The organism is Agrococcus sp. DT81.2, from assembly GCF_049844935.1.
Classification (GTDB): domain Bacteria; phylum Actinomycetota; class Actinomycetes; order Actinomycetales; family Microbacteriaceae; genus Agrococcus.
In genome coordinates, this window is sequence record NZ_JBNCLZ010000001.1 from 308,091 (window position 1) to 334,520 (window position 26,430).

A 26,430-nucleotide genomic window follows, 5' to 3' on the forward strand; every position below is an offset into this window, starting at 1 on the left:
GCGCGCGACGTGCGCGGTCACTGAGCGAGGGATCCGCCATCCCGCACCGATGCGACCACGTCGAGGATCGCTCGAGCGGTCGCGGCGGCTCCATCGGGCTCCGCGACCAGGCCCGCGTGGCTCGCGCCCGCGATCAGGCGATGTGCGCTGTTGGTCGACAGCGCAGCCATCCGCGCCTGCGCGGCGGACGATGCGGCGTCATGCCCGCTCGCCGTCACGACGATCAGCGGCGTGTCTCCGAGGTCGGTGAGCGATGCCGCTTCCCTCGCCGCGTCACCCGCGTCCGCGTACTCATCGATGGTGCTGCGGACGTCGGCAGCAGTGATGACGCGAGCGGGCGCCTGCCGATCGCCATCCGGGGGCGGGCCGTCGGCCGCGACCACGGAGACCAAGCGGCCCAGCCCCAGCTGAGCCGGGGCCGCTGCGAGTGCGAAGACACGGTTCAGGAGGTAGGGGCGGTCCTCGTGCTCGGCTGCTGCCGCGCTCGGCGCCGTCGAGTCGATCAGCACCATGCCGGCGACCTCGCTCGGATAGCGGGCGGCGAAGACCTGCGCGTAGAGGCCGCCGAAGGAATGCCCGGCCAGCAGGTACGGTCCCGATTCGCCGCCTCGCTCCAGCAGGGTGTGCAGGTCGGTCGCGATCTGGATGCCGTGAGGTGCGCTGGGCGCGGGGTCGCTCCATCCCCGGCCGGCGCGGTCGTAGACGCACACCCGGGTGTCGCTCGCCACGGCCGGAGTGATCCGCCAGAGGTCGGAGGACATGTTGCCGCCGCCCGCCTCGAGCACGACGGTGGGGCTGCCGGAGCCGGTGCAGTGCAGGTGCAGGTGATGGTCGCCGACATCGATCAGCCGGCCGGGGACGGGCGCCTGCGCGGCCGCGGCCTCGCCGAGCGTCTGGTAGCCGGCGCCGACCGACGAGAGCGCGAGCATCGCGATCACCGGGTAGAGCAGCCATCGAGTGCGCGAGCCGCGCAGCCGCCGGCCGACACGGACCGTCATCCAGATGGCGAGTCCGAGCATGACCGGGGGCCAGACCCAGCTGACGACGAGCCGCATCGGCGAGCCGAACAGCACGAGCAGCAGACCGCCGATGCCCATGACCAGCGCCGGCGCGAACGCCCAGCGCTGCGGACGATCGGTGGATCGCGTCGAGAGCACCGCGAGCATGGCCCAACCCAGTGCGAACCCGCACAGCACCGAGCCGGTGACGGCGCTCTCGGTGGCGGGTCCGAGCGGCGCGGCGACCAGGAGGGCGGCGGCCACCGCCCCGGTGGCCAGCGACCCTCCCACGACCCATCCCATGCGGTCCCGCCGCACGCGCGCGGGGACGGTGGGGGGACGCTGCCCGGTCGCGCGGCGCTGCCCGGGCGCTTCGGGGGAAGGGGCGGCGATGAGGCTCGACCTGGCGATCACGACGGACTCCGTTCCGAGGGCCGCGCCGCGCGAGTGCTGCGGCGGGCTTGGGTGATGGATTCACGGTACGGCCGCCGCACCGGTCCGCGTAGGACGCGAGGTTGACGATCTCGGCCACGACGGTGGCGGCCCATCCAGCACGCGCCGCCGCGTCCGACGGGAAGTGATCAGGCTGGGCCGAAGTGGTGGCGGTGGTCGCTCGGCGTGGTGCTCAGGCGACGGCGGAAGACCCGGTTCATGGTCTCGGGCGTGCCGAAGCCGCTCTCGCGAGCCACGAGCTCCACCGGGCTGAGCGTGGTCTCCAGCAGCCGACACGCGTGCGCCAACCGCAGCGCCTCGACGTGCTCGGCCGGCGTGGTGCCGACCTCGGTCTTGAACCGCCGGCTGAACTGGCGCTCCGACAGGTGGGCGTGCGCGGCCATGACGGGGATGGACAGGTCGTCCGTCAGGTGGTCGGGCAGCCACTCGAGCAGATCGCGGATCGGTTCGTCGTCGATCGACTGCGCGGCCAGCAGCGCCGAGAACTGCTGCTGGCCTCCCGAGCGTCGCAGGTACACGACGAGACGGCGGGCGACCGTCGCCGCAGCGGACCGGCCGTGGTCGTCGGCGACCAGCGCCAGAGCGAGGTCGATCCCCGCGGTGACGCCCGCTGACGTCCAGACGTTCCCGTCGTGGACGTAGATGGCGTCCGGCTCGACCGAGACCTCCGGGTAGCGGCGCGCGAGCAGCTCGCACTCGGCCCAGTGCGTGGTCGCTCGGCGGCCGTCCAACAGGCCCGCAGCGGCGAGCAGGAACGCGCCGGAACAGACCGAGGTCACTCGGCGCGACTCGCCCGCGATCCGACGGATGCCGTCGACGAGCTTCGCGTCGGCAGCTGCGATCTCCATGTCCCGGCCGCCGGCGACCACGAGCGTGTCGACGGGACCGACGACCGCATCGATGGGTGCGGAGGCGAACTCGAGCCCGCTCGTGGAGCGCACCTGCCCGCCATCCGTGCTGACGATCTCGGTCTCGTAGCCGGGGATCCGCAAGAAGCGGGAAGCGGTGGAGAAGACCTCGAGCGGGCCCGTGACGTCGAGGATCTGCGCGGAGTCGAATCCGACGATGACGATGCGCGGTTCCATCGCTCCTCAGCTCTTCTGAACGCTCTCCGTCCCTCCGGACGCCCTCGGTCCCTCTGAGCCCCTTCAGCCCATCCGTCTCGCCCTCAGTCCTGCACGATCGGCTCGAGCGTCAGGAAGAGCCCGCCGTAGGGCGGCAGGCTGACGCTGAAGCTCTGCAGGTCGTCGACGTGGCCGATGCTGTCGCCGGTCGCGGCGTCGATGACGGTGCACTGGGTCGTCAGCGCCTCGGAGTGCACGGTGCCGTCGACGGGCTCACCCGAGAAGTTGAGCACCGTCACCTGGATGCGCGCATCCGGGTCGGTCGCGACGCCGTCGTCGAGCCGGTGGACGAGCACGAGCATGCTCGGGTGCGCGACGTGGGGCACGTCGAGCTGCGTCGCGGTCGCGACCCCGTGCGAGCGGCGGATCCGCAGCACCTCGGCGAGGCCGTTCACGAACGAGTCCGGCTGCTCGATCTGCGCCGGCAGCGAGCCGTAGAGCGCCCGCCCGCGCGGCATGCCGGAGGTCGAGGTCGTGGCGTCGGGGAAGGCGTCGAGCAGGTCGTGCGCGCCGCGCTCGATCCACCGCGTGTCGCCCGTCCTGATGAGGTCCTGCACCTGCTCCGCCGGCACCGTGAGCATGCCCGTGAGGTCCCAGCCCGAGAGCGCGAAGACGCCCGGCTGCCACGCGTTGTACTTCGCGAGCAGCAGGTGCGCGTCGCGGATGCCCGGGATCGCCTCGTCGGTGATGTCATCGAGCCGCTCGAAGCCCTGCGTGGCCGCGATGAGCGACGTCGTCGTGCAGGCGATGCCGTTCTGCGTGAAGACGCGGTTGTAGTCGGCGGAGCCGGTGAGCTTCTCGGTGAGCTCGGCGCGGATCGTCTCGGCGAGCTGGGCGCCGGTGACCTCCTCGTGCCGGAACGGGTAGGGGTCGTCGCGGTGCAGCGTCGCCCAGTGGACGAGCTCGTAGGTGAGCTCGTCGTGGTTCTGCATCCCGTGCACGAGCCCGACCGGCTCCACGCCGAGCTCGAGCGACGTCGTGAGCGTGAGCCGCAGGAACTCCGTGTCGCCGGTGGCGAGCGCGTGGTGGTAGCCGGGCCGGCTGACGAAGTCGTACGACAGGTCGGCGCCCACGGCGCTCGTGTCGCGGATGTCCTCGATCGTGAGGTTCAGCTCCTGGAACGTGAAGCCCCCGACCTTGCGCACCATGCCGGCGATGATGTGGTTCGCCGCGTGCGAGAGCGGATGCCCCTCCGACCAGGCGGGGAGGCCCTCCGCCGCCTTCTCGACCCCGAGGAAGCCGTTGGCGTCGAGGCGCAGGGCGCTCGTGCCGAGGTCGCCCAGCGAGTGCAGGGCGTCGCCGATGACGAGGCGCATCCCCGCGAACGTCGGGTCGAGCCAGTTGATCGACGGCTGCCCCTGCTTGAAGTAGTGCAGGTACACCCAGCGGCGCTCCACGCCGTCGACGCCGAGCACGGGCGCCGTCGCGCTCCAGTTCGTCTCCTTGACGCCGGGCACGTAGAAGATGACGCGCTGCAGCTCGCCGATGATGTAGCCGCGGTCGCTCAGCTCCCGCTCGCACGACGGGTCGAGGTTGACCGCGTCCCTGCCCTCCGGCACATCGGGCAGCAGGTGCCAGTCCTCCGGCGGGATCTCGACCATGTGGTAGATGCCGGGATAGTCCTTGAACGCCATCTCGGCGAGCCGGAAGTCGGCGCCCTTGCCCGTGTGGCCGGGGACGATGTCGTCGATCACGCTGCCGTTGTGCGCGTCGGTGACGTCGGAGAGGCGACGGAACGCATCCTCGTCGCCGAAGGCGGGGTCGATCTGCGTGCTGATGCGGTCGAAGTGGCCGTCGACGCTGGGCGTCTCGTGCCAGCCGGTGATGCCGCCGGCGCGCTTCACGGGCCCGGTGTGGAGGCCGTTGATGCCGACGTGCTCGAAGGCCTCCCACAGGGCCTCCTCGCCGAGCGCGTCGAGGAACGACTGCCCCGGCCGGGTGATGAGCGAGATCGGGTAGGCGGTGAACCACACGTCGCTGACGCCGATCGCGCGCCGAGCGTCGGGGCGGGCGTAGGGGTTGCGCCACATGGACGGCTGCCCCGACAGCTGCCGGCTCAGGACGTCGGCGTCCTTGAGCATCGACTGCCGCACGAGCCACTCCACGTACGACGGGTTCGACCCGTTCGCCGTGCGCGGGTCGGTGCGGAACCGCCGCACGCTGCCGCCGCGGAACTGGTCGCGCGGGCGCAGGCGACGGGGACGAGCGGGGTAGCGCTGCTCGTCGTAGGTGATCTCGGGGCCGTGCTCGTCGGGCTCATCCACGCATGCAGTCCTATCACGCCAGCGTGATCGTCCCGAGTGCGTCGCCGCGGCGCGCCCGGGCCGGACCCGCGCCCTGCCAGGATCGAGGCATGCGCGCCCTGCTCCTCGACGCCGTCCGCAGCACGCCCCGGGTCGCCGACGTGCCCGAGCCGGTCGCGCCGCCCGGCGGGGTCGTCGTGCGAGTGATGGCCACGGGGCTGTGCCGGAGCGACTGGCACGCGTGGGCCGGTCACGACGAGATCGCCTTCCCGCACGTGCCGGGGCACGAGCTCGCGGGCGTCGTGTCGGCGGTGGGCGAGGGCGTGCGGCGCTGGGCGCTGGGCGACCGCGTGACGGTGCCGTTCGTGTGCGGCTGCGGCCGGTGCGAGTGGTGCCTCGCGGGCGATGCGCAAGTGTGCCCGTGGCAGCAGCAGCCGGGCTTCACCCACTGGGGCTCGTTCGCGGAGCAGGTGGCGCTGCACGCGGCCGACGCGAACCTCGTGGCGATCCCCGACGGGGTGGACTTCGCGACCGCCGCGAGCCTCGGCTGCCGCTTCGCGACCGCCTACCGGGCGCTCGTCGGCCGAGCCCGAGTCGCGCCGGGGGAGTGGGTGACCGTGATCGGCGCGGGCGGCGTCGGGCTCAGCGCCGTCATGATCGCCCGAGCGCTCGGCGCGCGCCCGATCGCCGTCGACCGCAACCCTGCCGCGCTCGCGCTCGCCGGCAGCCTGGGCGCCGAGCAGACGGTGCTCGCCGACGGCCGCGACGTGCCCTCGGAGATCGCGTCGATCACCGGCGGCGGCAGCCACGTCTCCGTCGACGCGGTCGGCAGCGAGGAGACCAGTGCGGATGCGGTGCTGAGCCTCCGCCGTCGCGGTCGGCACGTGCAGGTCGGCCTGCTGCCGCCGGTGGACGGGCATCCGCGCGTGCCGATGTCGCGCGTGATCGCGTGGGAGCTGGATGTGCTCGGCAGCCACGGCATGGCGGCGGCCGACTACCCGGGCATGCTCGCGCTCATCGAGCGGGGCGTGCTCGAGCCGCAGCGGCTCGTCGAGCGCACCGTCGGCCTCGTCGAGGCCTGCGCGCTGCTGCCCGAGTTCGATCGCGCGACCGCCGCGGGCGTCACGATGATCGACCCGCGGCGGTGACGGCGCGTCAGCTCAGGGGAGCATGTTCCGGTCGGCCGCGGCGGCGCGGGAGACGGGCAGCTCCTCGCCGCGCTTGAGCGCGACGATCTTGCCGGTGCGCGTGAACTCCTCGTCGACCTCGCCGTCGTGGCGGTGCACGACGAGGCTGATGACGATCGCGACGAGCATGTTGAGCACGAACCCGGGCACGATCTCGTAGAGCGTGAAGAAGCCGATCTCGGTGGCCTGCTCGATCGCATCCCAGATGAACACGGTCGCGGCGCCGACGATCATGCCGGCGAGCGCGCCCCAGTTGGTGAGGCGGCGCCAGAAGAGGCTGAGCAGCACGATCGGGCCGAACGCGGCGCCGAAGCCGGCCCACGCGAACCCGACGAGGCCGAGGATGGTGTCGGAGGGGCTGATCGCGAGCACTGCGGCGATGGTCGCCACGGCCAGCACGCACGCGCGCCCGAGGATGACGAGCACCTTCTGCGAGGGCTGCCGCTTGACGAACACCTGGAACAGGTCCTCGACGAGCGCCGAGGAGCACACGATGAGCTGGCTCGAGAGCGTCGACATGATCGCCGCGAGCACCGCAGCCAGCACGAGGCCGGCGACGAAGGGGTGCAGGAGGGCCTGCGACATCGCGAGCACGACCGTCTCGGGGTTCGCGAGCTCCATGCCCGACTGCTGCACGAAGGCGATGCCGATGAAGCCCGAGATGACGGCGCCGATGAGCGAGATGACCATCCAGCCGATGCCGATGCGGCGCGCGGGGCGCGCGTCGGCGACCGACTTGAGCGCCATGAACCGCACGATGATGTGCGGCTGGCCGACGTACCCGAGTCCCCAGGCGAGCGAGGAGATGATGCCGAGCACGACCATGCCGTCGACGTCGGCGGGGATGAGCCCCGAGAGCTGAGCGCCCGAATCGGTGATGCCCTGCTGCACGCCCTGGAGCCCGCCGACGGTGAAGAAGGCGATGATCGGGATGAGGATGAGCGCGATGAACATCATCAGGCCCTGCACGACGTCGGTGAGCGAAGCGCCGAGGAAGCCGCCGAAGAGCGTGTAGAGCAGCGTGACGCCGCTCACGAGCAGCATGCCCCAGATGTAGTTCGCGCCGAACGTCGACTCGAAGAAGACGCCGCCGGCGACCATCCCGGAGGAGACGTAGAACGTGAAGAAGATGAGGATGATGAGGCCCGAGACGATGCGCAGGGCTCTCGAGCGGTCGCGGAGGCGGTTCTCGAAGAAGCTCGGGATCGTGATGGAGTTCTTCGCGACCTCGGTGTAGGCGCGCAGGCGCGGGGCGACGAACTTCCAGTTGAGGTAGGCGCCGATCGTCAGTCCGATCGCGATCCACGCCTCGATGAGGCCGGCGGCGTAGATGGCCCCCGGGAGGCCCATCAGCAGCCAGCCCGACATGTCGGAGGCGCCCGCGGAGAGCGCCGCCGTGAACGGACTGAGCTCGCGGCCGGCGAGCATGTAGTCCTCGTGGCTCTTGGTCTTTCGTGCGGCGTAGATGCCGATGCCGATCATCGCGGCGAAGTAGATCGCGATCGCGAGCAGCTGGAACGTTACGTCAGACATCCTTGTCCCCCCGGTGGATTCGGCACCAACCTTACGCATACCCCGCGCACAGGGATACATGCGACCGGAGCCGCGGCCCCTGCCCGGCCGGCAGCTCTGCGCGTTGTGACGAACCGTGACGCGGCCGCCTTCGCCGCCCGAGCCGGGCCGCCATAGCGTGGCCGCACCGACCCGGAAGGCACACCACCATGACCCGCATCGATGTCTCGCACGCCGGCAGCCTGCCCCGCACGCCCGAGCTGATCGCCGCGAACGCGGCCCGCCCCCTCGCCGCCGACGGCCTCACGCTCGAGCGCGGGCCCCAGTTCGAATCGCTGCTCACCGCGGCGGTCGCCGACCTCGTGCGGCGGCAGCGCGACCTCGGGATCACGATCGTGGGCGACGGCGAGTACGGCAAGGCGATGTCGAGCTCGCAGGACTACGCGGCCTGGTGGAGCTACGTCTTCCAGCGCGTCGAGGGGCTCGAGGTGACCGGCGAGGACATCTTCACCGAGCCGGCGCAGCGCTCGGCGCCCGGCGACATCCGCCTGACGTCGTTCCCGGACCGCCGCGACTGGGTGCGCTTCGCCGACGCCTACCTCGACCCGGAGCACCCGCTGCTCGAATCGTCCCCGGCGACGGCGTTCCCCGCCACGACCGGCGCGCTCCGCTACACCGGGCAGCAGGCGATCGCCACCGACATCGCGAACCTCAAGGCGGGCCTGGATGCGTCGGGCGGCGGGCAGGGCTTCCTCACCGCGCTCTCGCCGGGCTCGGCGTCGCGCATCGCGAACCGCCACTACGCGAGCGAGGAGGAGCATATCTGGGCGTGGGCGGAGGTGCTGCGCGAGGAGTACCGCGCGATCGTCGACGCCGGCCTGATCGTGCAGATCGACGACCCGTCGCTCGCCGAGAACTTCGACCAGATCAACCCCGAGCCGTCGATCGCCGACTACCTCGACTTCACGCGCATCCGCGTCGAGGCGCTCAACCACGCGATCCGCGGCCTGCCCGAGGAGCAGGTGCGCCTGCACTTGTGCTGGGGCTCGTGGCACGGTCCGCACACCACCGACATCGCCCTCGCCGACATCGTCGACCTCGTGCTCGAGGTGAACGCCGGCAGCTACTCCTTCGAGGCCGCGAACGCGCGGCACGAGCACGAGTGGCGGGTCTGGGAGCAGGTCGAGCTTCCCGACGGCAAGCGCATCGCGCCCGGCGTCATCGGGCACGCGACCAACGTCGTCGAGCACCCTGAGCTCGTCGCCGACCGCATCGAGCGGTTCGCCCGCATCGTCGGGCCGGAGCGCGTCATCGCGTCGACCGACTGCGGCCTGGGCGGACGCATCCACCCGTCGATCGCGGTGGCGAAGCTCGAGGCGCTCGGTCAAGGTGCGCGGCTCGCGGAGCAGCGCCTGGGCGTCGCCGCCTCGATCGTCTGACGACACCGGCAGCGGCGCGGCGGCAGCGTGCACTGCCGCCGCGCCGCGAGCGGGCGCGGCCTACTGGCCGCCGTCGTCGAGCACGAAGGTGACCTCGAGGTTCACCTGCCAGGACACGATGCTGCCGTCCTTGATGTTGACGACGTGGTCCTTGACCCAGGCGCCCTCGATGCCGCGCAGCGTCTCGCTGGCGCGCTCGATGCCCCTCCTGACGGCGTCCTCGAAGCTCTCGTCCGAGCGCGAGCTGATGGTGGTGATACGGGCTACCGATGCCATGGCAATCCTCCTCGACTGCTTGCGAGGGATCTCCTCGCTGGGGGACAAGCCAACCGCGGAACCGGACGGAGCGGAAGGGGCTACCCCAGCTTGGACTCGTCGTCGGGATCGGGTCCCTGCTCGAGCGCCGGCAGCGTGCCGGTCGGCTGCTGCATGCGGGGCGTGAGCACCGAGGCGACGTCGGTCTCGGAGGAGTAGGCGAGGAAGCCGAGGTGCGCCTCGTACCGGTCGAGCACGTCGTCGATGATCTGCTGCTTCGTGAGTCCCATGAGGTCGTAGCCGCCTGAGCCCGTCTGCGTGAAGACCTCGAGCCGGTAGTAGACGTCGATCTCGCGAGACATGCGGCCGCCGAACATCGGCACCGGTGCCTCCACCATCGCGACCTGGTAGTGGAAGTCGCGCTGCTCGTCCATCGAGACCCGCAGCAGCGGCTCGTCCACGCCCGTGTCGGGATTGGCCATCGAGCTCTTCTCGACCTCGTAGCCCTGCGCACGGAACTCCGCGGCGACGTCGTCGATCGCGGGCCGCACGACCCGGTCGAGGAACTGCTCGACCTGCCGCTTGGACGGGAATGCGCGCATGCGCTCGAGCCGCTGCGCCCACGATCGCTCCGGCGCCCTGCCTCCGGCCGGCGCCATGGTGCGGCGCCGCAGCACGAGCCCCTCGCGCTCCGCGCGCTCCATGCGCAGCGCCTTCGAGAACGACAGCATCACGAGGTAGGCGATGATCGTCACGGGCAGCGCGAAGATGAGCGTCGCGTACTCCATGGTCGTGACGCCGCCGGCGATGAGCATGGCGATCGTGAGCACGGCCGTGACGAGCGCCCAGAAGATGCGCAGCCACTTCGGGCCGTCCTGCTGCGGGTCGGCGATGGAGGTCGAGAAGTTCGACATGACCATCGCGCCGGAGTTCGCGCTCGTCAGGTAGAACAGCAGGCCCGAGAGCGTGCCGAGGCCGATGAGGAACATCGCGCCCGGGAACATGCCGAGCAGTGCGTACCAGCCCTGCTCGGGGCTGTCGACGGCCAGCTGGGCGAAGGCCTCGTTGCCCTGCAGCACCTCCCACAGGGCCGAGTTGCCGAACAGCGACACGATGATGAAGTCGCAGAGCACCGGCGCCGTGATGGCCGCGATGACGAACTCGCGCAACGTGCGTCCGCGCGAGATGCGGGCGAGGAAGACGCCGACGAACGGCCCCCACGCGAGCCAGAACGCCCAGAAGAACAGCGTCCAGCCGCCCATCCACTCGGCACCGTCCGGCTCGTACGCGAAGGTCTGCAGCGTGCGCTCGGGGAGCGTCAGCAGGAACCGGCCGATGTTCTCGACGAAGGCGTTGAGCAGGAACGCGGTCTGGCCGGTGACGAGGATGTAGATCATGAGCGCCGCCGCGCTCCAGAGGTTGAGCTCCGAGATCCAGCGGATGCCCTTGTCGACGCCCGACGTCGTGGCAGCGATCGTGAGCACGACGGCGACGATCACGAGCGCGATCTGCAGGCCGAGGCCCTGCTCGAAGCCGAACAGCAGCGAGATGCCGACGTTCAGCAGCACGACGCCGATGCCCATCGAGGTCGCGACGCCGAAGACGGTCCCCACGAGCGCGATCGTGCTGATGCTGTCGCCGAGCGGGCCGCGCACGCGCTTGCCGAGCAGCGGGTAGAGCGCCGCCCGGATCGACAGCGGCATGCCCCAGCGGTAGGCGAAGTAGCCCATCGCCATGCCGAGCAGCGCGTACATCGACCAGCCGGCGATGCCGTAGTGGAACATCGTCCACACGACCGCGTCTGCGGCGGCGGCGCTCGTACCGCCCTCCATCGCGGGCGGGTCGAGGTACTGCGCGACCGGTCCGGTGACCGAGTAGAAGAGCATGTCGATGCCCACCCCGGCGGCGAAGAGCATCGACACCCAGGTGAACAGGCCGTACTGGGGACGCGAGTGGTCGGGCCCGAGCCGGACCTTGCCCTCCTTGCCGAGCGCGACCCAGAGCACGAACGCCACCACGAGCGTCACCGTGACGACGTAGTACCAGCCGAGGTTCGTCGCGATCCACGTCACCGTCGCGAGCATGGTGCTCTTCGCCGTCTCCGGCATGAGGATCGCCCACGCCGAGAACGCGATGATGATCGCCGCGGAGATGAGCAGCACGGGCCAGTGCACGCGCGCCTGCGGATGCTCGATGACCTCGGCGGGACCCTTGCTCAGGTCGCTGCGCGAGACCGGCGGCTCGTCGCGCTGCCGATCGGGACGGCGCTCGGTGCCGCCGAAGCGGGTGCGCTCGATCTTCGGCGGTGCCGCGCGTCCCGCGCTCTCGTCCGCTGCCTGCTGTGCGCCGCTGCGCTCCTGCTCTTCACCCTCGTTCGACGTCATCACGTCCTCCAGCATCCCACGTTTCGGGACGCTGTTCGCATTAGCCGGACTCCGAGCGCGCGCGGTCCGTCAGCGCAGCACGATGCGGCGGCCGCCCGCCTCGACCTCGATCTCGAGCCCCTCGGTGTCCGACGCGACGACCTCGAGCGCATCCGCGCCGGGGCCGACCTGCACGCCGAGCCCCTGGAGCCGAGCGGTCTCGGCGGCCACATCGGGCGTGCGGCGTCGGAGCGCGACGAGCTCGAGCACCGGGATGTCGTCGAGCGCGGGATGCGCGGTGGACCCCCAATCGATGAGGAAGGGCGGTTGCCGCTCGTCCTCGGGGAGGCCGAGCCGCCAAGAGAGCTCGCGGCCGTCGGGCGTGCGCCGGGACAGCGGCACGACGTCGCCGATGCCAGCGCCCGCCGCTCGAGCCCGCTCGACGGTCGCGTCGAGGTCGTCCGGCGCGATCGCGAAGCTCACCACCGCTGGCCCTGGCAGCGCGTCGATCCCGAAGCGCGCGACGTCAGCGGCGGCCCAGCCGCCGTCGGCGTCGGGGCCGATGAGCTCGAGGTACTGCCGCACCCGTCGACCGCCGCAGCTGAAGGCGATGAGCGCGTTCGCTGTGCCGCTCGGGTGCCGCCCGCCGAGCGGTGCGCGCACGCCGGTGCGCCGCGCCACCTCGTCGATCGTCGCGGCCAGGTCGGGACCGGCGAGCACGACGTGGTCGAGGATGCCGGGCGCGCCCATCACACCACCTCCGGCCCGCCGAGCGACAGCATGAGCCGGTTCGCCCACTGGAAGAACGCGGCGCCCGCGATCTGGTCGGCGATGCCGGCGTCGTCGATGCCGGCGGCGCGCAAGCGCTGCACGTGCTCCGGACCGAACGCGGCGGGCGTGGCCGTCAGCGCGGCCGCGGCGTCGACGATCGCGTCGAAGCGGTCGTCGACGCGGGCGCCGACACCCTCGTCGAGCAGCCGCTGCACGTCGTCGGTGCGGCCCGAGAGCCGCGAGGCGGCGCGGGCGTGCACCGAGGCGCAGAACACGCATCCGTTGACGCGCGACGCGGCGGTCGCCGACAGCTCGCGCTCCCACCGAGGCAGGCCGCCCGCCTCGTTGCCGAAGATGTCGAGATCGGTGAGCGTGCGCGCGCGCAGCGCCTCCGGATCCCGCGCGAGGAGCCGGAAGTACGGGCTCGACGAGCGCGACGCCTCGACGAGCGCGTCGCGCTGCACGTCGGTGAGCTCGTCCTCCGGCACCGGCGGCGCCCACGGCGCCCAGCCGAGCCCTCGCTGCGTGAAGCGCTCGGGGCGGCGCAGGTCGGGCCGGTCGTCGATGGCGGTCATGCGCGGGCCTCCTGCAGCTGGGTCGCGGTCTCGGTGTCGGCGTGCGGGGTCTCGGCGAGCGTCCGCAGCCCGTGCACGAGACGCAGCTGGAACGCGAGGAAGGCGACCAGCTGGCTGAGCGAGACGATCGCGTCGGCTCCCCAGCCCGCGTCGACGAGCGCCCGGAGCGCAGCCGGCCGGGCGTCGCGCGGATGCAGCACGAGCAGGTGCGCGTGCTCGAGAGCGGCCGCGAGCGGCGCGGGGATCGCATCGCGGTCGACGGTGGCGACCGGGCCGGGTAGCGCCTCGTCCGCGAGGTCCGGCTCGCGGTAGTCGCCGTAGGGGCCGGTCGCGCGCCCCGCGTCGGCCGCGCGCCGCACGGCACGCACGAGCTCGACGTCCGCCTCGTCGGCGAGCAGCTCGAGGTAGAACGAGGCGGCGCGAGAGGGCGTGGGGGAGTCGTCGTGCAGGAGCGCCACGAACGCGGCGATCGCATACCGGTCGGCGAGGGTCAGCTGCCCCGGCTCGGCCGGCTCGAGCAGCGCGATGAAGCTCTGCTGCGCGTGCTCGCGCGCGTCGGGTCGGCCGCGGCGGATCCGGTCGAGCCGGGATCCCGCGGGGATCTCGGCGAGATGGTCGATGACGTCAAGCGACATGGCGCTCCTCCTCGTGGTGGTGCCCGACCTTCCAGCCGAGCGCGGGCGCGACCTCGCGCGCGAACAGCTCGAGCGAGCGCGCCGCGATGCGCGGCTGCGGGTCGACCGAGTGGACCTGGATCGACACCTCCGTCGCCCCGGCGGCGACGACATCGGCCGCGAGCGACTCGATCACCTCCGCGGGGGTGCCGAGGTGCGTCTCGCTGCGCTCGAGCAGCTCGTCGATCGAGAGCGAGCCAGGCGTGACGCCGTGCAGCTGCGAGAGCTGTCGGCCGATGCCGTGCTCGGCGTGCGCGCGGACGGCGCGGCGGTCGGCGGCGTCGACGACGACGACGCTGCGCGACGCAAGGATGCGCGGGGCGACGCCGGTGGGCAGCGCCTCCCGGTACGCCTCGACGAGCGGCCGCTGCACCTCCCACACCCGGGGCGGGGTCGCGCCCTCCGCCAGGTCGGCGGGCGGCGGCTGCACCCGCGAGAGCATGAGCCCGTCGCCCTGCGCGCCGATCGCGCGGGCGCCCTCGGCCGAGAACGTCGCCTGCCAGAGGCGGTGCGCGAGCCCTTCGGCGCGCGGGTACAGCTCGACGTCGGCCGATCCGTCGAGCAGCGAGCGCAGCCGCACGAGCTTCGCGTCGTAGATGGCGCGCCGGTGCGCGACGTCCTCGCCGAAGGCGCTGAGCGTGCGCGGGCTGCCGCCGGTGCCGAGGCCCAGCTCGACGCGGCCGCCCGAGAGCACGTCGAGCACCGCGGCGTCCTCAGCGGCGCGCGCGGCCTGCTCGTGCGCGAGCGTGAGGATCGCGGTGCCGAGTCGGATGCGCGAAGTCCGTGCCGCGGCGGCCGCGAGCAGCACGAACGGGGACGGGAGTCCGCCCTCGGCGCCGTCGAGGTGGTGCTGCGCGACCCAGGCGGAGCGGTAGCCGAGCTGCTCGGCGAGCGCGACCTGGTCGAGCGCGATGCGGTAGCGCTCGGCCGCGTCGGCGTCGTCGAGCACGCGGGTGAAGAATCCGATCGAGGGCGCCATCACGCCACCTCCAGTGCAGTGATCGGCAGTGCAGTAGCCGGCAGCGCGGTCGTCGGCAGTGCGGTCGTGGGCTGCCGCGCCGAGCGGTCGAGCAGCCCGTCGGGTGCGGGCACCGCGTCGAGCAGCGCCCTCGTGTAGTCGTGCTGCGGGTCGGTGAGCAGCTGGTGCGCCGTGCCCGTCTCGACCGCCGTGCCTCGCCGCAGCACCGTGACGGTGTCGGCGATGCGGCGGACGACCGCGAGGTCGTGGGTGATGAAGAGGTAGGTGAGGCCGAGCTCGCGCTGCAGCTGCTCGAGGAGCTGCAGGATCTGCGCCTGCACGGTGACGTCGAGCGCCGACACCGCCTCGTCGAGCACGACGAGGTTGGGCTCGATGATGAGCGCCCGGGCGATCGCGACGCGCTGGCGCTGCCCGCCGGAGAGCTCGGCGGGCAGCCGGTCGACGACGTCCGCCGGCAGGGCGACGCGGTCGATCGCGCTCGCGACGCGCCGCGCGAGCTCCCGGCGGTCGCGCACGCCGCCGTCGGCGGCGCGCCAGTTGCGCAGCGGTTCGCCGACCGTCTGCCCGACGGTGCGGCGGGGGTCGAGCGACGCGTACGGGTTCTGCGACACGAGCTGCACGACGCGGCGCAGGGCCCGGTCGCGGCGCTCGGCCGGCACGTCGTGGGCGCCGATCCGGATGGCTCCGGCCGTCGGGGCGTGGAAGCCCGCGACCGCGCGCCCGATGGTCGTCTTTCCGGAGCCGGACTCGCCGACGAGCGCGTGCGTCGTGCCCCGCTCGACCGCGAAGGTGACGTCGTCGACGGCGCGGAACGCATCCTTGCCGCGCCCGTACTCGTGCAGCAGGCGGTCGACGACCAGGAACGGCTCGCCGGCCGGTCGCGGTGGCCGCGGCGGCTCGTCGGCGAGCGCCGGCGCGTCGGCGAGCAGCGCGGCCGTGTAGGCGGTCGCGGGCTCGTGCAGCACCGACCGCGCGGGACCGGCCTCCTCGAGCGCGCCGCCGCGCAGCACCGCGATCGTGTCGGCGCGCTCGGCGGCGACGGCGAGGTCGTGGGTGATGAGCAGCAGGCTCGAGCCGAGCTCGGCACGCAGGTCGTCGAGCAGGTCGAGGATGCGCCGCTGCACCGTGACGTCGAGCGCGCTCGTCGGCTCGTCGGCGATGATCAGGTCGGGCTCGAGCGCGATCGCCGCGCCGATGAGCGCTCGCTGGCGCATGCCGCCGGAGAGCTCGTGCGGGTACTGCCGCGCGCGGAGCTCCGGGTCGTCGAGTCCGACGCGGTCGAGCAGCTCGACGACGCGGCGGCGGATGCGGTCGGGGGTGCCCCAGCGGTGGATGCGCAGCGGAGCGGCGACCGAGGCGCCGATCGTCTGCACGGGGTTGAGGGAGGTGCCCGGGTCCTGCGGCACGAGCGCGATCCGCCGGCCGCGCAGCTCCTGGACGGCGCGCGCGGGCAGCCGGGTGAGGTCGACGGGGCCGCCGGCGAGCCGCAGCTCGATCGCGCCGCGGTCGACGCGGCCGCCGGCAGCGAGCAGGCCGATGACCGATTGGCCGATCGTGGTCTTGCCCGACCCGGATTCGCCGACGAGCGCGAGCACCTCGCCGCGGCCGAGCTCGAGACTGACGCCGTCGACCGCGGTCCGGCGGCCGTGGCCACGGTGAGTGTGCCCCGTGCGGTACGAGACGGCGAGGTCATCGATGCGGAGCAGTGGATCGGTCATGCGCTTCTCTCCCTGATGGCTGCGGCGACGCGGTTCGCCGACAGGACGACGGCCGCGACGATGGCGCCGGGCAGTGTGGTGAGCCACCAGGCGGTGGCGACGTAGTCGCGGCTCTCGGCGATGAGCAGGCCCCACTCCGGGATGGGCGGCGGCGCGCCGTAGCCGAGGAAGCCGAGCGTCGAGATCTGCAGGATGGCACTGCCGAACTGCAGGGCCGCGAGCGCGAGCACCGCGCCGAGCGAGTTCGGCAGCACGTGGCGGCCGAGCACGCCGAGGAACGTGCCGCCTGAGCCGAACGCGGCCTCGACGTAGTCGCTGCGCCGCACGCGCACGACCTGCGAGCGGGCGAGCCGCGCGAAGACGGCGATGGAGGTGACGCCGACGGCAATGGCCGCGTTCGCGACACCGAAGCCGAGCAGCACGATGACGCTGAGTGCGAGCAGCAGCCCGGGGATCGCGAGCAGCACGTCGACGACGCGCATGAGCGCCTCCTCCAGCAGGCCGCCGAGCGAACCGGCGAGCACGCCGATCGCGGTGCCGACGACGAGGCCGACGAGCACGGCGATGGCGGCGCCCGAGAGCGAGTTGCCGGCGCCGAAGATGACGCGCGCGAGCAGGTCGCGGCCGGTCGCGTCGGTGCCGAACGGATGCTCGGAGCTCGGCGCCTGCAGCGCGTCGGCGGCGACGCCGGCGATCGGGTCCTGCGCGGTGAACAGCCACGGCAGCACCGCCCACGCGAGGGCGATGACGAGCACGGTGATCGCGAGCACGAGCGTCGCGGTCGGTCGGGGCCGGGTGGTGCGGGGCGCTGCGCGCTCGCCGAGCACGGCCGTGATGGCGCTCACGCGTGCACCGCCCGACGCAGCCGCGGGTCGATGCTCGGCGACACGAGGTCGACGGCCAGGTTGATGGCGACGAAGCCGATCGCCGAGATCACCACGATCGCCTGCAGCACGGGGATGTCGCGCGATGCGACCGCCTCCTGGGTGAGGCGGCCGAGGCCGGTGCGGGCGAAGACGGTCTCGGTGACGACGGCGCCGGCGATCAGCTCACCGAAGAGCACGCCCGCGATCGTGAGCGTCGGCAGCAGCGCATTGCGCGCCACCTCGCGCGACAACACCCAGGCCTCGCCCGCGCCACGCGCTCGCGCCACAGCGATGAACGGTTCGGCGACGGTGTCGTCGATGCTGCGGATCAGCACCTGGGCGAGCGGCGCGGCGATCGGCACCGCGATCGTCAGCACCGGCAGGACGAGCGCCTGCACCGGGTTCGCGTTGATGACCGGCACGAGTCCGAGGCGGAACGACACCACCTGCAGCAGCACGATGCCGAGCCAGAACACCGGGATCGAGACGAGCAGTGGCGGCAGCGAGCGGAACGCCCGACGCAGCCATCCGGCGCGCGCGGCCGTCGCCGCCACGGCGACGGCGACGGCGAGCAGCACCGCGGCGACGAAGCCCAGCGACGCGAGCAGCAGCGTCGACGGCAGCGCGGCCGCGAGCAGCGTCTCGACGCTCGCGCCGCTCTGCAGCGAGGTGCCGAGGTCACCGGTCAGGAAGCCGGCGGCCGAGTGCCACAGCTGCACCCAGATCGGCTGGTCGGCGCCGTAGACGACGCGCAGCTCCTGCAGCTGCGCCGCGGTGAGGCCGAGCTCGGGGCTCGCGTACCGGGCGACGATCGCGTCGCCCGGCAGCGCCTGCAGCAGCAGGAAGGCCAGCACGAAGGTCGCGATGACGACGAGCGCAGCCTGGCCCGTGCGGCGGAGCGCGAAGCGGGCCGTCATCGCTCGAGCCAGACGCCGGCGAGCGAGGGCCGGCCGACCGACTCGGTCTCGAAGCCCTGCACGTGCGGCTGCACGCCGTACACCTGCGGCTCCTCGAAGAACGGCAGCACGTACGCCTGCGCGGTGAGGTGGGCCTGGACGGCGGCGGATGCGGTGGCGCGCGCCTCGGTGTCGGGCTCGGACGCGACCCGCTGCAGGAGCGCCTCGAGCTCGGCGTCGATCGGCTGCCCGCTCGCGTCGACGTTGCGCAGGGTGTTGCGGTTGTCGATCGAGAACTGGCTCTTGACGACGTCGAAGTCGGCGCGGCCGACCATCGAGTGGTAGATCTGCACCTGGTCGATGTCGCTCGACGCCGCCGTCTGCGCGGCCTGGTCGCCCTGGAAGAGCTCGAGCTCCACGCCGATCTCGCGCAGCTGCTGGGCGACGAGCGTGACGACGTCGCGCGAGCGAGGCTGGGGGAGCGCCTCGTTCACGACGAGGTGCAGCCGCTGGCCCTCGCGCACACGGATGCCGTCGGCGCCGACCGTCCAGCCGGCCTCGTCGAGCAGCCGCGCGGCGAGGGCGGGGTCGTGGACATACGCGTCCGCCTGCTCGCTGTAGCCGAGCGCGGTGCTGCTGAGCGACGACGTGGCCAGCGGGTAGGCGTCGGAGAAGATCGACGAGACGACCTCCTCGCGGTCGATGCCGGCGATGAGCGCTTGCCGCACGCGGATGTCCTGCAGCAGCGGGTGGTCGAAGCGGAAGCTGAAGCCGTTGTTCACGCCGTTCGTCTGCGCGGCGTGCAGGCCGAGGCCGGCGGCGGTCACCTGCTCCTCATGCTGCGGCTCCACCTGCCGGGCGATGTGCGCCTGACCAGCTGCGAGCGAGCCGATCCGCACACTGTCTTCTGGTGCGATCACGATGTCGACCGCGTCGACGTAGGCACGGCCCTGGTTCTCCGCCGACGGGGGCGCCCAGTCGTAGTCCTCGCGGGCGGCGAGGCGGATGCTCGTGCCCACCTCCTCGGATTCGACCGTGAAGGGGCCCGCGCCGATGATGTCGGCCGCGTTCCCGGGGCCGAAGCCTTCGGAGTCGCGCTCGAGCGTCGCGTCAGCGAGCAGCCCCGAGTTGATGGTCGACACCGCTTGCGCGAAGCCGGGGGCGGGGGCGCTGAAGTGGAAGCGGACGGTGTCGTCGTCGACGACCTCGCCGCGCTCGTAGTTGTTGATCGCCTCCGAGACGATGAGCGCGCGGTCCTGGTCGCCGCTGCCGAAGAGGTCGAGGTTCGCGACCACGTTCTCGGGCGTCAGCGGCGTCCCGTCGGCGTACGTCACGTCGGTGCGCAGGTCGAAGGTGTACTCGGTCGCGTCGGCGTTCACCTCCGGCAGCGCCGTCGCGATCCACGGCTCGAGCTCGAGCGTCTCCGGGTCCTGGTGGAGCAGTCGCGCGGTGAGGTTGTTGACGAGCGCGCCGTTCGGGTAGAAGCCGGCGGCCGGCGGGTACAGCGACGTGTACGCCTGGTGCTCGAGGTAGGTGAGGGTGCCGCCGGTGACGGGACCGCCGTCGGGGGCGCCGGGTGCCGCCGCCTGGCTCGTCGCGCATGCCGTGAGCGCCAACGTGGAGGCGAGCCCTGCGGCGAGGGCGATGCGGATGCGCGGGGTGGAGCGCTCTCGGGTGCTGCGGATCACGGTGGACCTCCATAAGCGGTGCTTGGTGCAGGCACAAGCAAAGCCGATCACGCCGGCGGTCGCACTCCGGCGTGCAACACGGCGTCACACAGCTCGCGCAGCGGTCGGCGGGTGGTCACGACACGCCGGGCGGGCCGAGTCGACGGCGGCGTGTCGTGACCACCCCGGGCGCCACTCGCGGCGTGTCGCGACCACCCGGGGCGGGGCCGCTCGGGGCGGTGCCGCGTCACTCGAGCGCGGCGAGCAGGGCGAGCGCGTAGGCGACCTCGGCGTCGCGGTCGCGGAAGCGCCCGTCGACGGTGCGCACGACCCAGCCGTCGCCGGCCTCGAGCGCGAGCAGGCGGTCGCCGAGCAGCTCGCGCAGCTGATCCTCGCGCGGCAGCCAGAGCGCGCTGTCGAGGCTCACGGAGTCGAGCGCCCACTCGGTCGTGCCGTTGAAGCCGAGCACCGGCTGGCCCTGGATCACGTGCACGTCGATCGTGAGGTGGCTGATCCAGAAGACGTCGCCGGCCACGCTCTCGCGGTCGATCGTGAAGCGGTCGCCGGGAGCCGGATCCCACAGCACGCCCGCATCGCGGATGCGGCGAGCGAGCTCGAGCGAGAGCATCATGAGCTCCGCACCGGGTAGCGCGGCTTGATGTGCTCGTTCACGAACCGCCCGATCGAGTCGGCGCCGAGGAGGGCCTCGAACACCGCGCGCGGCACCATGGCGTAGACGTAGGTGCCACCGCTGACGAACCGGATGGTCAGCTCGTTGCGCACCGCATCGAAGCCGACCGCGTCGACGCTCGACGACTCCACCGGCTGCATCCGCGGCATGCGCCCACGGTAGTCCCGCGAACGCCTCGCCACACGAGCGTCGCGCTGCATCGCTCGCAGTGCGTCACGCGCGCCGATCAGCGCACGGCGGCTTCAGCGCGAGCGCGGTCGGCTGCCTCGACGAGCCTCCTGAGGCTCTCGACCGTCTCGGCGTATCCGCGCGTCTTCAGCCCGCAGTCCGGGTTCACCCACAGCAGCTCGGCGGGGATCGCCGCGGTCGCTGTCGCGAGCAGCTCGTCGAGCTCCGCCGTCGAGGGCACCCGCGGGGAGTGGATGTCGTACACGCCCGGTCCGATGCCGCGCGAGAAGCCGTGCTCGGCGAGCGCGTCGACGACCTCCATCTTCGAGCGCGCGGCCTCGATGCTCGTGACGTCGGCGTCGAGCCCGTCGATCGCATCGACCACCGTGTTGAACTCCGAGTAGCAGAGGTGCGTGTGGATCTGCGTCGAGGGCATCGCCCCGGCGGTCGCGAGCCGGAACGCGCCGACCGACCAGTCGAGGTACCGGGGCCGAGCCTCGCGCCGCAGCGGCAGCAGCTCGCGCAGCGCCGGCTCGTCGACCTGCACGATGCGGATGCCGGCCGCCTCGAGGTCGGCGATCTCGTCGGCCAGCGCGAGCGCCACCTGGTCGGCGGTCTCCCCGAGCGGCTGATCGTCGCGCACGAACGACCACGCCAGGATGGTCACGGGTCCCGTGAGCATCCCCTTGACGGGCTTCTCGGTGAGCGACTGCGCGTACGCGATCCACTCGACGGTGAACGCCTCGGGCCGCGACACGTCGCCCCACAGGATCGACGGGCGGGTCGCACGCGAGCCGTACGACTGCACCCAGCCGCGCTCGGTGGCGGCGAAGCCGTCGAAGTGCTCGGCGAAGTACTGCACCATGTCGTTGCGCTCCGGCTCGCCGTGCACGAGCACGTCGAGGCCGAGCTCCTCCTGCAGCTCGACGACCCGCCGCACCTCCGCGCGCAGCACCTCGGCGTAGCCCGCATCGTCGAGCTCGCCGCGGGCGTTGCGGGCGCGAGCGGAGCGGATGTCGCCGGTCTGCGGGAAGGAGCCGATCGTGGTGGTCGGCAGCGGCGGCAGCGCGAGCGCCGCGCGCTGGAGCGCGGCCCGCTCCGCGTACTCCGTGCGGTCGCGTGCCTCGTCGGGCAGCGAGGCGATGCGCGCGCGCACGGCGCCGTCCCGCACGCCGGGCGCCGCGCGGCGATCCGTGACCGCGGCGCGCGCGGCGGCGAAGACGGCTTCGACGGCCTCGTCGAGCGGTGCCTCGTCGTCGTCGGTCCTGAGCGCGGCCGCCAGCGCGACCACCTCCTCGATCTTCTGGTCGGCGAACGCGAGCCAAGACCGCAGTCTCGGGTCGAGCGCCTCTTCGGCGCTGAGGTCGTGCGGCACGTGCAGGAGCGTCGTGCTCGTGCCGACCGACACCGGTCCGCGGGCGGCGAGCGCGCGCAGCGACGCGAGCGCGGCATCGAGGTCGGTGCGCCACACGTTCCGGCCGTGCACGAGCCCGGCGATGAGCTGCGCACCGATGTCGGGCGCCGTGCCGCGCACGAGGTCGACGGCGATCGCGTCGACGGCGTCGGCGAGCGGCTCGACGCGGCCGGTCGCGTCGCCGTGGCCGACATGCAGCAGCACGCGCAGTCCCGCGGCGCGCGCCGCATCAGCGCCGGCGCGAGCGACCTCCTGCAGCTCCGCGAGGCTCGCGTCGTCGTGGTCGGCGACGAGCGCCGGCTCGTCGAGCTGGATCCAGGTGGCGCCGGCTGCGGCGAGCGCAGCCGCGAGCTCGGCGTAGGCGGGCACCAGCCGTGCGGCGAGGTCGAGCGGACGGACGCCGGTCCCCTTCGCGAGCGCGAGGTAGGTAGCGGGGCCCACGACGACGGGTCGGCCGTGCACGCCGGCCTCGCCCGCCTCGACGAAGCGGTCGACGATGCGCGAGTCGGCGAGCGCGAACGTCGAGTCCCCGTCGAGCTCCGGCACGAGGAAGTGGTAGTTCGAGTCGAGCCACTTCGTCATCTCGAGCGGCACGTCGTCGCCGTCGCCGCGGGCGAGCAGCCACTCCCCGGCGAGACCGTCCGGCAGCCGACCGCGCAGGCGCGCGGGCACCGCGCCGAACGTGAGCGTCGCATCCAGCACGTGGTCGTAGTGCGCGGCCTCGATCGGGATGGAGGCGTCGTCGGCCCGCAGGCCGAGCGCGAGCAGTCGCCGCAGGTCGGCGATGCGGTTGTCGCGCGCCGCGGCGTGGAAGGCGTCGTCGTCGATCGCGCCCCGCCAGTGCGCCTCGAGCGCCCGCTTGAGCTCGCGGCGGCGCCCGATGCGCGGGTAGCCGAGGATCGTGCCGCCGGCGAAGGCGGGGGAGATGGTGTTCATGGTGCTCCGGTCGGGATGGGTGCAGCGGTGGATGCCTGGGATGCCGCGGTCGGTGCGGAGCGCAGCGCGCCCACGCCCGCCAGCACGTCGATCGCCGGACGGTGGTCGTTGAACGTGTACAGGTGCACGGCGCCCGGGTCGTGCTCGGCGAGCGCCCCGATGAGCGCGATCGCCGCGTCGACGCCGAGCCTGCGTGCGTCGTCGGGGGTCGCGGCGGCGAGCCGCTCGAAGAGCACGCGCGGCACGGCCTCGCCGGCCAGCTCCGCCGAGCGTTCGAGCCGACGGGCCGTCGTCGGCACGACGACGCCGGGCACGATCGGGATCGTCACGCCGCGCGCCCGCGCGAGCTCGACGAAGCGCGCGTAGTCGTACGGGTCGAAGAAGAGCTGCGTGATGGCCATCGTGGCGCCGGCCGACTGCTTGGCGAGGAGTGCGTCGATGTCGGCGCGCCGCGTGCCCGCACCCGGGTGGCCGTTGGGGAACGCCGCGACCGCGATCTCGGTCGCCGCGCGCCGCTCGGCGAGCGCGGCGCCCCGCCGCTCACCGAGGGCGGTGCCGTGGAGGCCGGGCAGCGGCGTCTCGGCGTAGGGCACGCGCTCTGCCTCCACCCGGCCGATGAGCTGCACGAGCTCGGACGCCGAGCCGAGGGTGCGCCTGGGCCGCGCCGCCGGCTCGAGCGGCGGGTCGCCGCGGAGGGCGAGGAACTTCGTGATCCCGGCGTCGAGGAACTGCCGCACCAGCCGCGCGGTCTCGCTCACCTCGAGGCCCGCGCACGTGAGGTGCGCCATCGGGCTTGCGCCGCGGTCGAGCAGCCGCTGCAGCACGTCGAGCGAATGCTCCGTCGAGGTGCCGGCGGCACCGAAGGTGACCGAGACGAACTCCGGCTCGAGCGCGGCGAAGGCGTCGACCGCGACGTCGACGCGCCGCGCGGCCGCCTCGTCCCGCGGCGGGAAGAGCTCGAACGAGTAGCGCAGCCGGCTCACGAGACCACCGCTTCGAGCTCGCGAGCCGGCACGGCGTCGAGCGCCTGCCGGAGGTCGGCGATGATGTCATCGGCGAGCTCGATGCCGACCGAGACGCGCACGAGTCCCTCGGTGATGCCGAGCCGCTCGCGCTCCGTGTCGGTGAGCTTGCCGTGGATGGTGCTGCCGGTGTGGATCGCGAGCGTGCGGACGTCGCCGATGTGCGTCATCTGGGTGACGAGCCGCAGGCCGTCGAGGAACGCCCTGGCCGCATCCCGGCCGCCCGCGAGCTTGATCGACACGATCGAGCCGGCGCCGTCGGGCAGGAGGCGCGCGACGAGGTCGGCCTGGCCGTCGTCCGCTCCGGGGTAGTGCACGCGGGCGACCGCGGGGTGGGCGCGCAGCGCCTCGGCGACGGCGACCGCGTTCGCGACGTGCCGCTGCATCCGAAGCGACAGCGTCTCGATGCCGTGCAGCAGCAGGAACGCGCTCGAGGGCGGCATCGTCGGCCCGTGCTCGAGCACGACGACCGAGCGCAGGTACGCGCCGAGCGCGGCGTCGCCGAAGCGCTCAGCGAAGGAGGGCGCGCCGTGCGGCCGCGGCTCGTGCAGCTGCGGGAACCGCTCCGCGGCCGCAGCCCAGTCGAAGCTCCCGCCGTCGATGATCGCACCGCCGATGACGGAGCCGTGCCCACCCAGCCACTTCGACGTCGAGTGGATGACGACGGCAGCGCCGTGCTCGACGGGCCGGCACAGGTACGGGGTCGCGACCGTGTTGTCCACCACGAGCGGCACGCCCGTGCGCGCCGAGACGCGGCCCAGCAGCGCCAGATCGGCGACCTCGCCGAGCGGGTTGGCGATCGACTCGGCGTAGATCGCGCGCGTCTCGGGCCGCACGGCGGCGACCCAGGTCTCCTCGTCGGCGTCGATCGGCAGCGCCTCGAACGCGAGCCCCTGCCGGCGCAGCGCGCCGCGGAACATCTCGCGCGTGCCCTCGTAGAGCCGGTCGGTCGTGAGGATGTGGTCGCCGGCCTCGGCGAGCGCGCCGAGCGCCATCGCGATCGCGGCCTGGCCGCTCGCGACGAGCACTCCATCGACGCCGCCCTCGAGGTCGGCGATCCGCCGCGCCGCGACGACGTTGGTGGGGTTGTCGTTGCGCGAGTAGGCGCGCCGGGCGCTGCGGCCCGCGAACCGCTCGACGCCGTCGTCGAAGCTGTCGAAGACGTAGCCGGCGCTCTGATAGATCGGCGTGATCCGCGCACCTGCCTCACCGTCGATGATCGCGCCGGCGTGCACCTGCCGGGTCTCGAAGCCCAGTGCCCCGGTCATCGTGCGACCGCCGGGGCGAGCGCGGCCGCGATGCGATCGACCGCGTCCTCGAGCACGGGAGCGGGCGTAGCGAACACGAGCCGCACATGGTCGGCGAAGCCGGTGCCGCACAGCGCGCCGTCGGTGAGCGTCACACCGGCCCGATCGCGCAGCAGGGCGGCGGGGTCGCCGAGCCCCCGTGCACCGAGGGCCAGCGCACCCAGGTCGAGCCACGCGAGATAGGTCGCCTCCGGGGCTCGCCACCGCACGTCCGGCAGCCGCTCCGCGATGAGCGCGGTCAGCAGGTCGCGGTTCCGCTGCAGGTAGGCGACGGCGCCGTCGAGCCAGTCCCGACCGTCGCGGTAGGCGGCGGTCGCGGCGATGACGCCGAGCGTCGATGCGCCGTGGACCACGGCGAAGCCGAACCGGCGGTACACCGCCTCGTCCGCGTCGTTCGAGGTGATGAGCTGCGCGGCCTTGAGGCCGGGCACGTTCCAGGCCTTCGACGCGCTCGTGCCGGTGACCGTGTGGCCGGCGGCCGCGTCCGAGACGGATGCGTACGGCACGTGCGCGCGGCCGTCGAAGCGGATGGGCGCGTGGATCTCGTCGGCGAACACGCGGCCGCCATGGCGCTCCACGACGAGCGCGATCGCTTCGAGCTCCTCGCGCGGCAGCACCGTGCCGGTCGGGTTGTGGGGGTTGCAGAGCACGAGCGTGCGTGCGCCGTCGAGGAACGCGCGATCGATCGCGTCGAGGTCGTGCTGCCAGCGGCCGCCGACGACGACGCCCGGCACCTCCACGACCGGTCGGCCGAGGCGCTCGAGGTAGGTGAGGAACGGCATGTAGGCGGGCGTCGGCACGATGACGGGCGAACCCGCGGGGGAGTACTCCTCGACGGCGACGCCGAGCGCCGCCATCACGTCGGAGACCGCGTGCACGCGCTCGGGGTCGACGTCCCAGCCGTGCTCCCGCGCCTGCCAGGCCGCGGTGGCCGCGCCGAGCTCCGCAGCGGTGGCGGGCGACAGGTACCCGACGACGTCGTCGGCGATGGCGCGGCGGAGCGCCTCGCGCACGGCAGGCGCGGTGCCGAAGTCCATCTCGGCGACCCACGCGCCGATCGTGCCGGGGTGGAGGCTCCACTTGCGGCTCGATGGACGCTCGAGATCGACCCGCTGGATGGCATCCCACGGGTGCTCGTCGCGCCTGCTGACGTGACCGTGACCGTCCATGCC

General features: G+C 72.9%; 22 protein-coding genes. 2 read left to right on the forward strand and 20 right to left on the reverse strand.

Features of this window, described 5'->3' with window-relative positions; all coding sequences use genetic code 11:
• Positions 1 to 17 precede the first annotated feature (17 nt).
• From ACLQ21_RS01455 to treS, 3 genes are all read right to left on the reverse strand, one after another.
• Positions 18 to 1,289 (reverse strand): alpha/beta fold hydrolase, encoded by a 1,272-nt coding sequence (locus tag ACLQ21_RS01455; RefSeq protein ID WP_425660732.1) that lies wholly within the window; start codon positions 1,287 to 1,289, stop codon positions 18 to 20.
• Positions 1,290 to 1,579: 290 nt separating this feature from the next.
• Positions 1,580 to 2,536 (reverse strand): GlxA family transcriptional regulator, encoded by a 957-nt coding sequence (locus tag ACLQ21_RS01460; protein ID WP_425660734.1) that lies wholly within the window; start codon positions 2,534 to 2,536, stop codon positions 1,580 to 1,582.
• Positions 2,537 to 2,619: 83 nt separating this feature from the next.
• Positions 2,620 to 4,839 (reverse strand): maltose alpha-D-glucosyltransferase, encoded by a 2,220-nt coding sequence (treS, locus tag ACLQ21_RS01465; protein WP_425660736.1) that lies wholly within the window; start codon positions 4,837 to 4,839, stop codon positions 2,620 to 2,622.
• Between the two features lie 89 nt (positions 4,840 to 4,928).
• Here treS and ACLQ21_RS01470 point away from each other — a divergent pair, with 89 nt between their 5' ends.
• Positions 4,929 to 5,966: a zinc-dependent alcohol dehydrogenase family protein gene (locus ACLQ21_RS01470; RefSeq protein WP_425660738.1), complete on the forward strand. Its 1,038-nt coding sequence runs from the start codon at positions 4,929 to 4,931 to the stop codon at positions 5,964 to 5,966.
• A 12-nt stretch (positions 5,967 to 5,978) separates the two neighbouring features.
• Here the strand turns inward: ACLQ21_RS01470 and putP are convergent, their stop codons facing one another.
• The gene (gene putP, locus ACLQ21_RS01475) at positions 5,979 to 7,538 is read right to left on the reverse strand and encodes a sodium/proline symporter PutP (RefSeq protein ID WP_425660740.1); all 1,560 of its coding nucleotides are present in this window, start codon (positions 7,536 to 7,538) and stop codon (positions 5,979 to 5,981) included.
• A gap of 188 nt (positions 7,539 to 7,726) precedes the next feature.
• Between putP and ACLQ21_RS01480 the strand changes: the two genes are divergently transcribed.
• On the forward strand, positions 7,727 to 8,956 hold the full coding sequence (locus tag ACLQ21_RS01480; protein ID WP_425660742.1) for a cobalamin-independent methionine synthase II family protein: 1,230 nt from the start codon (positions 7,727 to 7,729) through the stop codon (positions 8,954 to 8,956).
• 60 nt (positions 8,957 to 9,016) lie between these two features.
• Here ACLQ21_RS01480 and ACLQ21_RS01485 read toward each other — a convergent pair whose 3' ends face one another.
• The 16 genes from ACLQ21_RS01485 to ACLQ21_RS01560 form a co-directional block, all read right to left on the reverse strand.
• On the reverse strand, positions 9,017 to 9,232 hold the full coding sequence (locus ACLQ21_RS01485) for a dodecin family protein (protein WP_425660744.1): 216 nt from the start codon (positions 9,230 to 9,232) through the stop codon (positions 9,017 to 9,019).
• An 80-nt stretch (positions 9,233 to 9,312) separates the two neighbouring features.
• Positions 9,313 to 11,595 carry a choline BCCT transporter BetT gene (gene betT, locus ACLQ21_RS01490; protein ID WP_425660746.1) on the reverse strand — a complete coding sequence of 761 codons (2,283 nt, stop codon included), beginning with the start codon at positions 11,593 to 11,595 and terminating at the stop codon, positions 9,313 to 9,315.
• Between the two features lie 69 nt (positions 11,596 to 11,664).
• Complete coding sequence (locus ACLQ21_RS01495; RefSeq protein WP_425660748.1) at positions 11,665 to 12,324, reverse strand: VOC family protein; 660 nt, start codon at positions 12,322 to 12,324, stop codon at positions 11,665 to 11,667.
• Positions 12,324 to 12,920, reverse strand: coding sequence for an alkylhydroperoxidase domain protein (locus tag ACLQ21_RS01500; RefSeq protein WP_425660750.1), 597 nt, complete (start codon positions 12,918 to 12,920; stop codon positions 12,324 to 12,326). Before ACLQ21_RS01500 ends, ACLQ21_RS01495 begins: the two co-directional genes overlap by 1 nt.
• Positions 12,917 to 13,555 (reverse strand): CMD domain protein, encoded by a 639-nt coding sequence (locus tag ACLQ21_RS01505; protein ID WP_425660752.1) that lies wholly within the window; start codon positions 13,553 to 13,555, stop codon positions 12,917 to 12,919. Before ACLQ21_RS01505 ends, ACLQ21_RS01500 begins: the two co-directional genes overlap by 4 nt.
• Positions 13,545 to 14,573 (reverse strand): LLM class flavin-dependent oxidoreductase, encoded by a 1,029-nt coding sequence (locus ACLQ21_RS01510; RefSeq protein ID WP_425660754.1) that lies wholly within the window; start codon positions 14,571 to 14,573, stop codon positions 13,545 to 13,547. The genes ACLQ21_RS01505 and ACLQ21_RS01510 overlap by 11 nt, the downstream gene beginning before the upstream one ends.
• Positions 14,573 to 16,291: a dipeptide ABC transporter ATP-binding protein gene (locus ACLQ21_RS01515; RefSeq protein ID WP_425660756.1), complete on the reverse strand. Its 1,719-nt coding sequence runs from the start codon at positions 16,289 to 16,291 to the stop codon at positions 14,573 to 14,575. Before ACLQ21_RS01515 ends, ACLQ21_RS01510 begins: the two co-directional genes overlap by 1 nt.
• The gene (locus ACLQ21_RS01520; RefSeq protein WP_425660758.1) at positions 16,288 to 17,136 is read right to left on the reverse strand and encodes an ABC transporter permease; all 849 of its coding nucleotides are present in this window, start codon (positions 17,134 to 17,136) and stop codon (positions 16,288 to 16,290) included. The genes ACLQ21_RS01515 and ACLQ21_RS01520 overlap by 4 nt, the downstream gene beginning before the upstream one ends.
• Positions 17,133 to 18,074: an ABC transporter permease gene (locus ACLQ21_RS01525; RefSeq protein ID WP_425660760.1), complete on the reverse strand. Its 942-nt coding sequence runs from the start codon at positions 18,072 to 18,074 to the stop codon at positions 17,133 to 17,135. The genes ACLQ21_RS01520 and ACLQ21_RS01525 overlap by 4 nt, the downstream gene beginning before the upstream one ends.
• Positions 18,071 to 19,741, reverse strand: a complete 1,671-nt coding sequence (locus ACLQ21_RS01530) for a TIGR04028 family ABC transporter substrate-binding protein (protein ID WP_425660762.1) — start codon at positions 19,739 to 19,741, stop codon at positions 18,071 to 18,073. The genes ACLQ21_RS01525 and ACLQ21_RS01530 overlap by 4 nt, the downstream gene beginning before the upstream one ends.
• Before the next feature lie 226 nt (positions 19,742 to 19,967).
• Positions 19,968 to 20,351, reverse strand: a complete 384-nt coding sequence (locus tag ACLQ21_RS01535; protein WP_425660764.1) for a hypothetical protein — start codon at positions 20,349 to 20,351, stop codon at positions 19,968 to 19,970.
• Positions 20,348 to 20,560 (reverse strand): KTSC domain-containing protein, encoded by a 213-nt coding sequence (locus ACLQ21_RS01540; protein ID WP_425660766.1) that lies wholly within the window; start codon positions 20,558 to 20,560, stop codon positions 20,348 to 20,350. The genes ACLQ21_RS01535 and ACLQ21_RS01540 overlap by 4 nt, the downstream gene beginning before the upstream one ends.
• 77 nt (positions 20,561 to 20,637) lie before the next feature.
• Positions 20,638 to 22,929 carry a 5-methyltetrahydropteroyltriglutamate--homocysteine S-methyltransferase gene (gene metE / locus ACLQ21_RS01545; RefSeq protein ID WP_425660768.1) on the reverse strand — a complete coding sequence of 764 codons (2,292 nt, stop codon included), beginning with the start codon at positions 22,927 to 22,929 and terminating at the stop codon, positions 20,638 to 20,640.
• The gene (locus ACLQ21_RS01550; protein ID WP_425660770.1) at positions 22,926 to 23,912 is read right to left on the reverse strand and encodes a methylenetetrahydrofolate reductase; all 987 of its coding nucleotides are present in this window, start codon (positions 23,910 to 23,912) and stop codon (positions 22,926 to 22,928) included. Before ACLQ21_RS01550 ends, metE begins: the two co-directional genes overlap by 4 nt.
• A complete protein-coding gene (locus ACLQ21_RS01555) occupies positions 23,909 to 25,219 on the reverse strand; it encodes an O-acetylhomoserine aminocarboxypropyltransferase/cysteine synthase family protein (protein ID WP_425660772.1) in 1,311 nt (436 codons plus the stop codon). The genes ACLQ21_RS01550 and ACLQ21_RS01555 overlap by 4 nt, the downstream gene beginning before the upstream one ends.
• Positions 25,216 to 26,427, reverse strand: a complete 1,212-nt coding sequence (locus ACLQ21_RS01560; protein WP_425660774.1) for a MalY/PatB family protein — start codon at positions 26,425 to 26,427, stop codon at positions 25,216 to 25,218. The genes ACLQ21_RS01555 and ACLQ21_RS01560 overlap by 4 nt, the downstream gene beginning before the upstream one ends.
• Positions 26,428 to 26,430: the final 3 nt, after the last annotated feature.

Coding starts and splice junctions, on each gene's coding strand:
- ACLQ21_RS01470 (WP_425660738.1), top strand. CDS start 4,929: ATGCGCGCCCTGCTCCTCGACGCCGTCCGCAGCACGCCCCGGGTCGCC.
- ACLQ21_RS01515 (WP_425660756.1), bottom strand. CDS start 16,291: ATGACCGATCCACTGCTCCGCATCGATGACCTCGCCGTCTCGTACCGC.
- ACLQ21_RS01525 (WP_425660760.1), bottom strand. CDS start 18,074: ATGACGGCCCGCTTCGCGCTCCGCCGCACGGGCCAGGCTGCGCTCGTC.
- ACLQ21_RS01460 (WP_425660734.1), bottom strand. CDS start 2,536: ATGGAACCGCGCATCGTCATCGTCGGATTCGACTCCGCGCAGATCCTC.
- ACLQ21_RS01495 (WP_425660748.1), bottom strand. CDS start 12,324: ATGGGCGCGCCCGGCATCCTCGACCACGTCGTGCTCGCCGGTCCCGAC.
- ACLQ21_RS01510 (WP_425660754.1), bottom strand. CDS start 14,573: ATGGCGCCCTCGATCGGATTCTTCACCCGCGTGCTCGACGACGCCGAC.
- ACLQ21_RS01500 (WP_425660750.1), bottom strand. CDS start 12,920: ATGACCGCCATCGACGACCGGCCCGACCTGCGCCGCCCCGAGCGCTTC.
- ACLQ21_RS01505 (WP_425660752.1), bottom strand. CDS start 13,555: ATGTCGCTTGACGTCATCGACCATCTCGCCGAGATCCCCGCGGGATCC.
- metE (WP_425660768.1), bottom strand. CDS start 22,929: ATGAACACCATCTCCCCCGCCTTCGCCGGCGGCACGATCCTCGGCTAC.
- ACLQ21_RS01555 (WP_425660772.1), bottom strand. CDS start 25,219: ATGACCGGGGCACTGGGCTTCGAGACCCGGCAGGTGCACGCCGGCGCG.
- ACLQ21_RS01485 (WP_425660744.1), bottom strand. CDS start 9,232: ATGGCATCGGTAGCCCGTATCACCACCATCAGCTCGCGCTCGGACGAG.
- ACLQ21_RS01480 (WP_425660742.1), top strand. CDS start 7,727: ATGACCCGCATCGATGTCTCGCACGCCGGCAGCCTGCCCCGCACGCCC.
- betT (WP_425660746.1), bottom strand. CDS start 11,595: ATGACGTCGAACGAGGGTGAAGAGCAGGAGCGCAGCGGCGCACAGCAG.
- ACLQ21_RS01540 (WP_425660766.1), bottom strand. CDS start 20,560: ATGCCGCGGATGCAGCCGGTGGAGTCGTCGAGCGTCGACGCGGTCGGC.
- ACLQ21_RS01560 (WP_425660774.1), bottom strand. CDS start 26,427: ATGGACGGTCACGGTCACGTCAGCAGGCGCGACGAGCACCCGTGGGAT.
- ACLQ21_RS01535 (WP_425660764.1), bottom strand. CDS start 20,351: ATGATGCTCTCGCTCGAGCTCGCTCGCCGCATCCGCGATGCGGGCGTG.
- putP (WP_425660740.1), bottom strand. CDS start 7,538: ATGTCTGACGTAACGTTCCAGCTGCTCGCGATCGCGATCTACTTCGCC.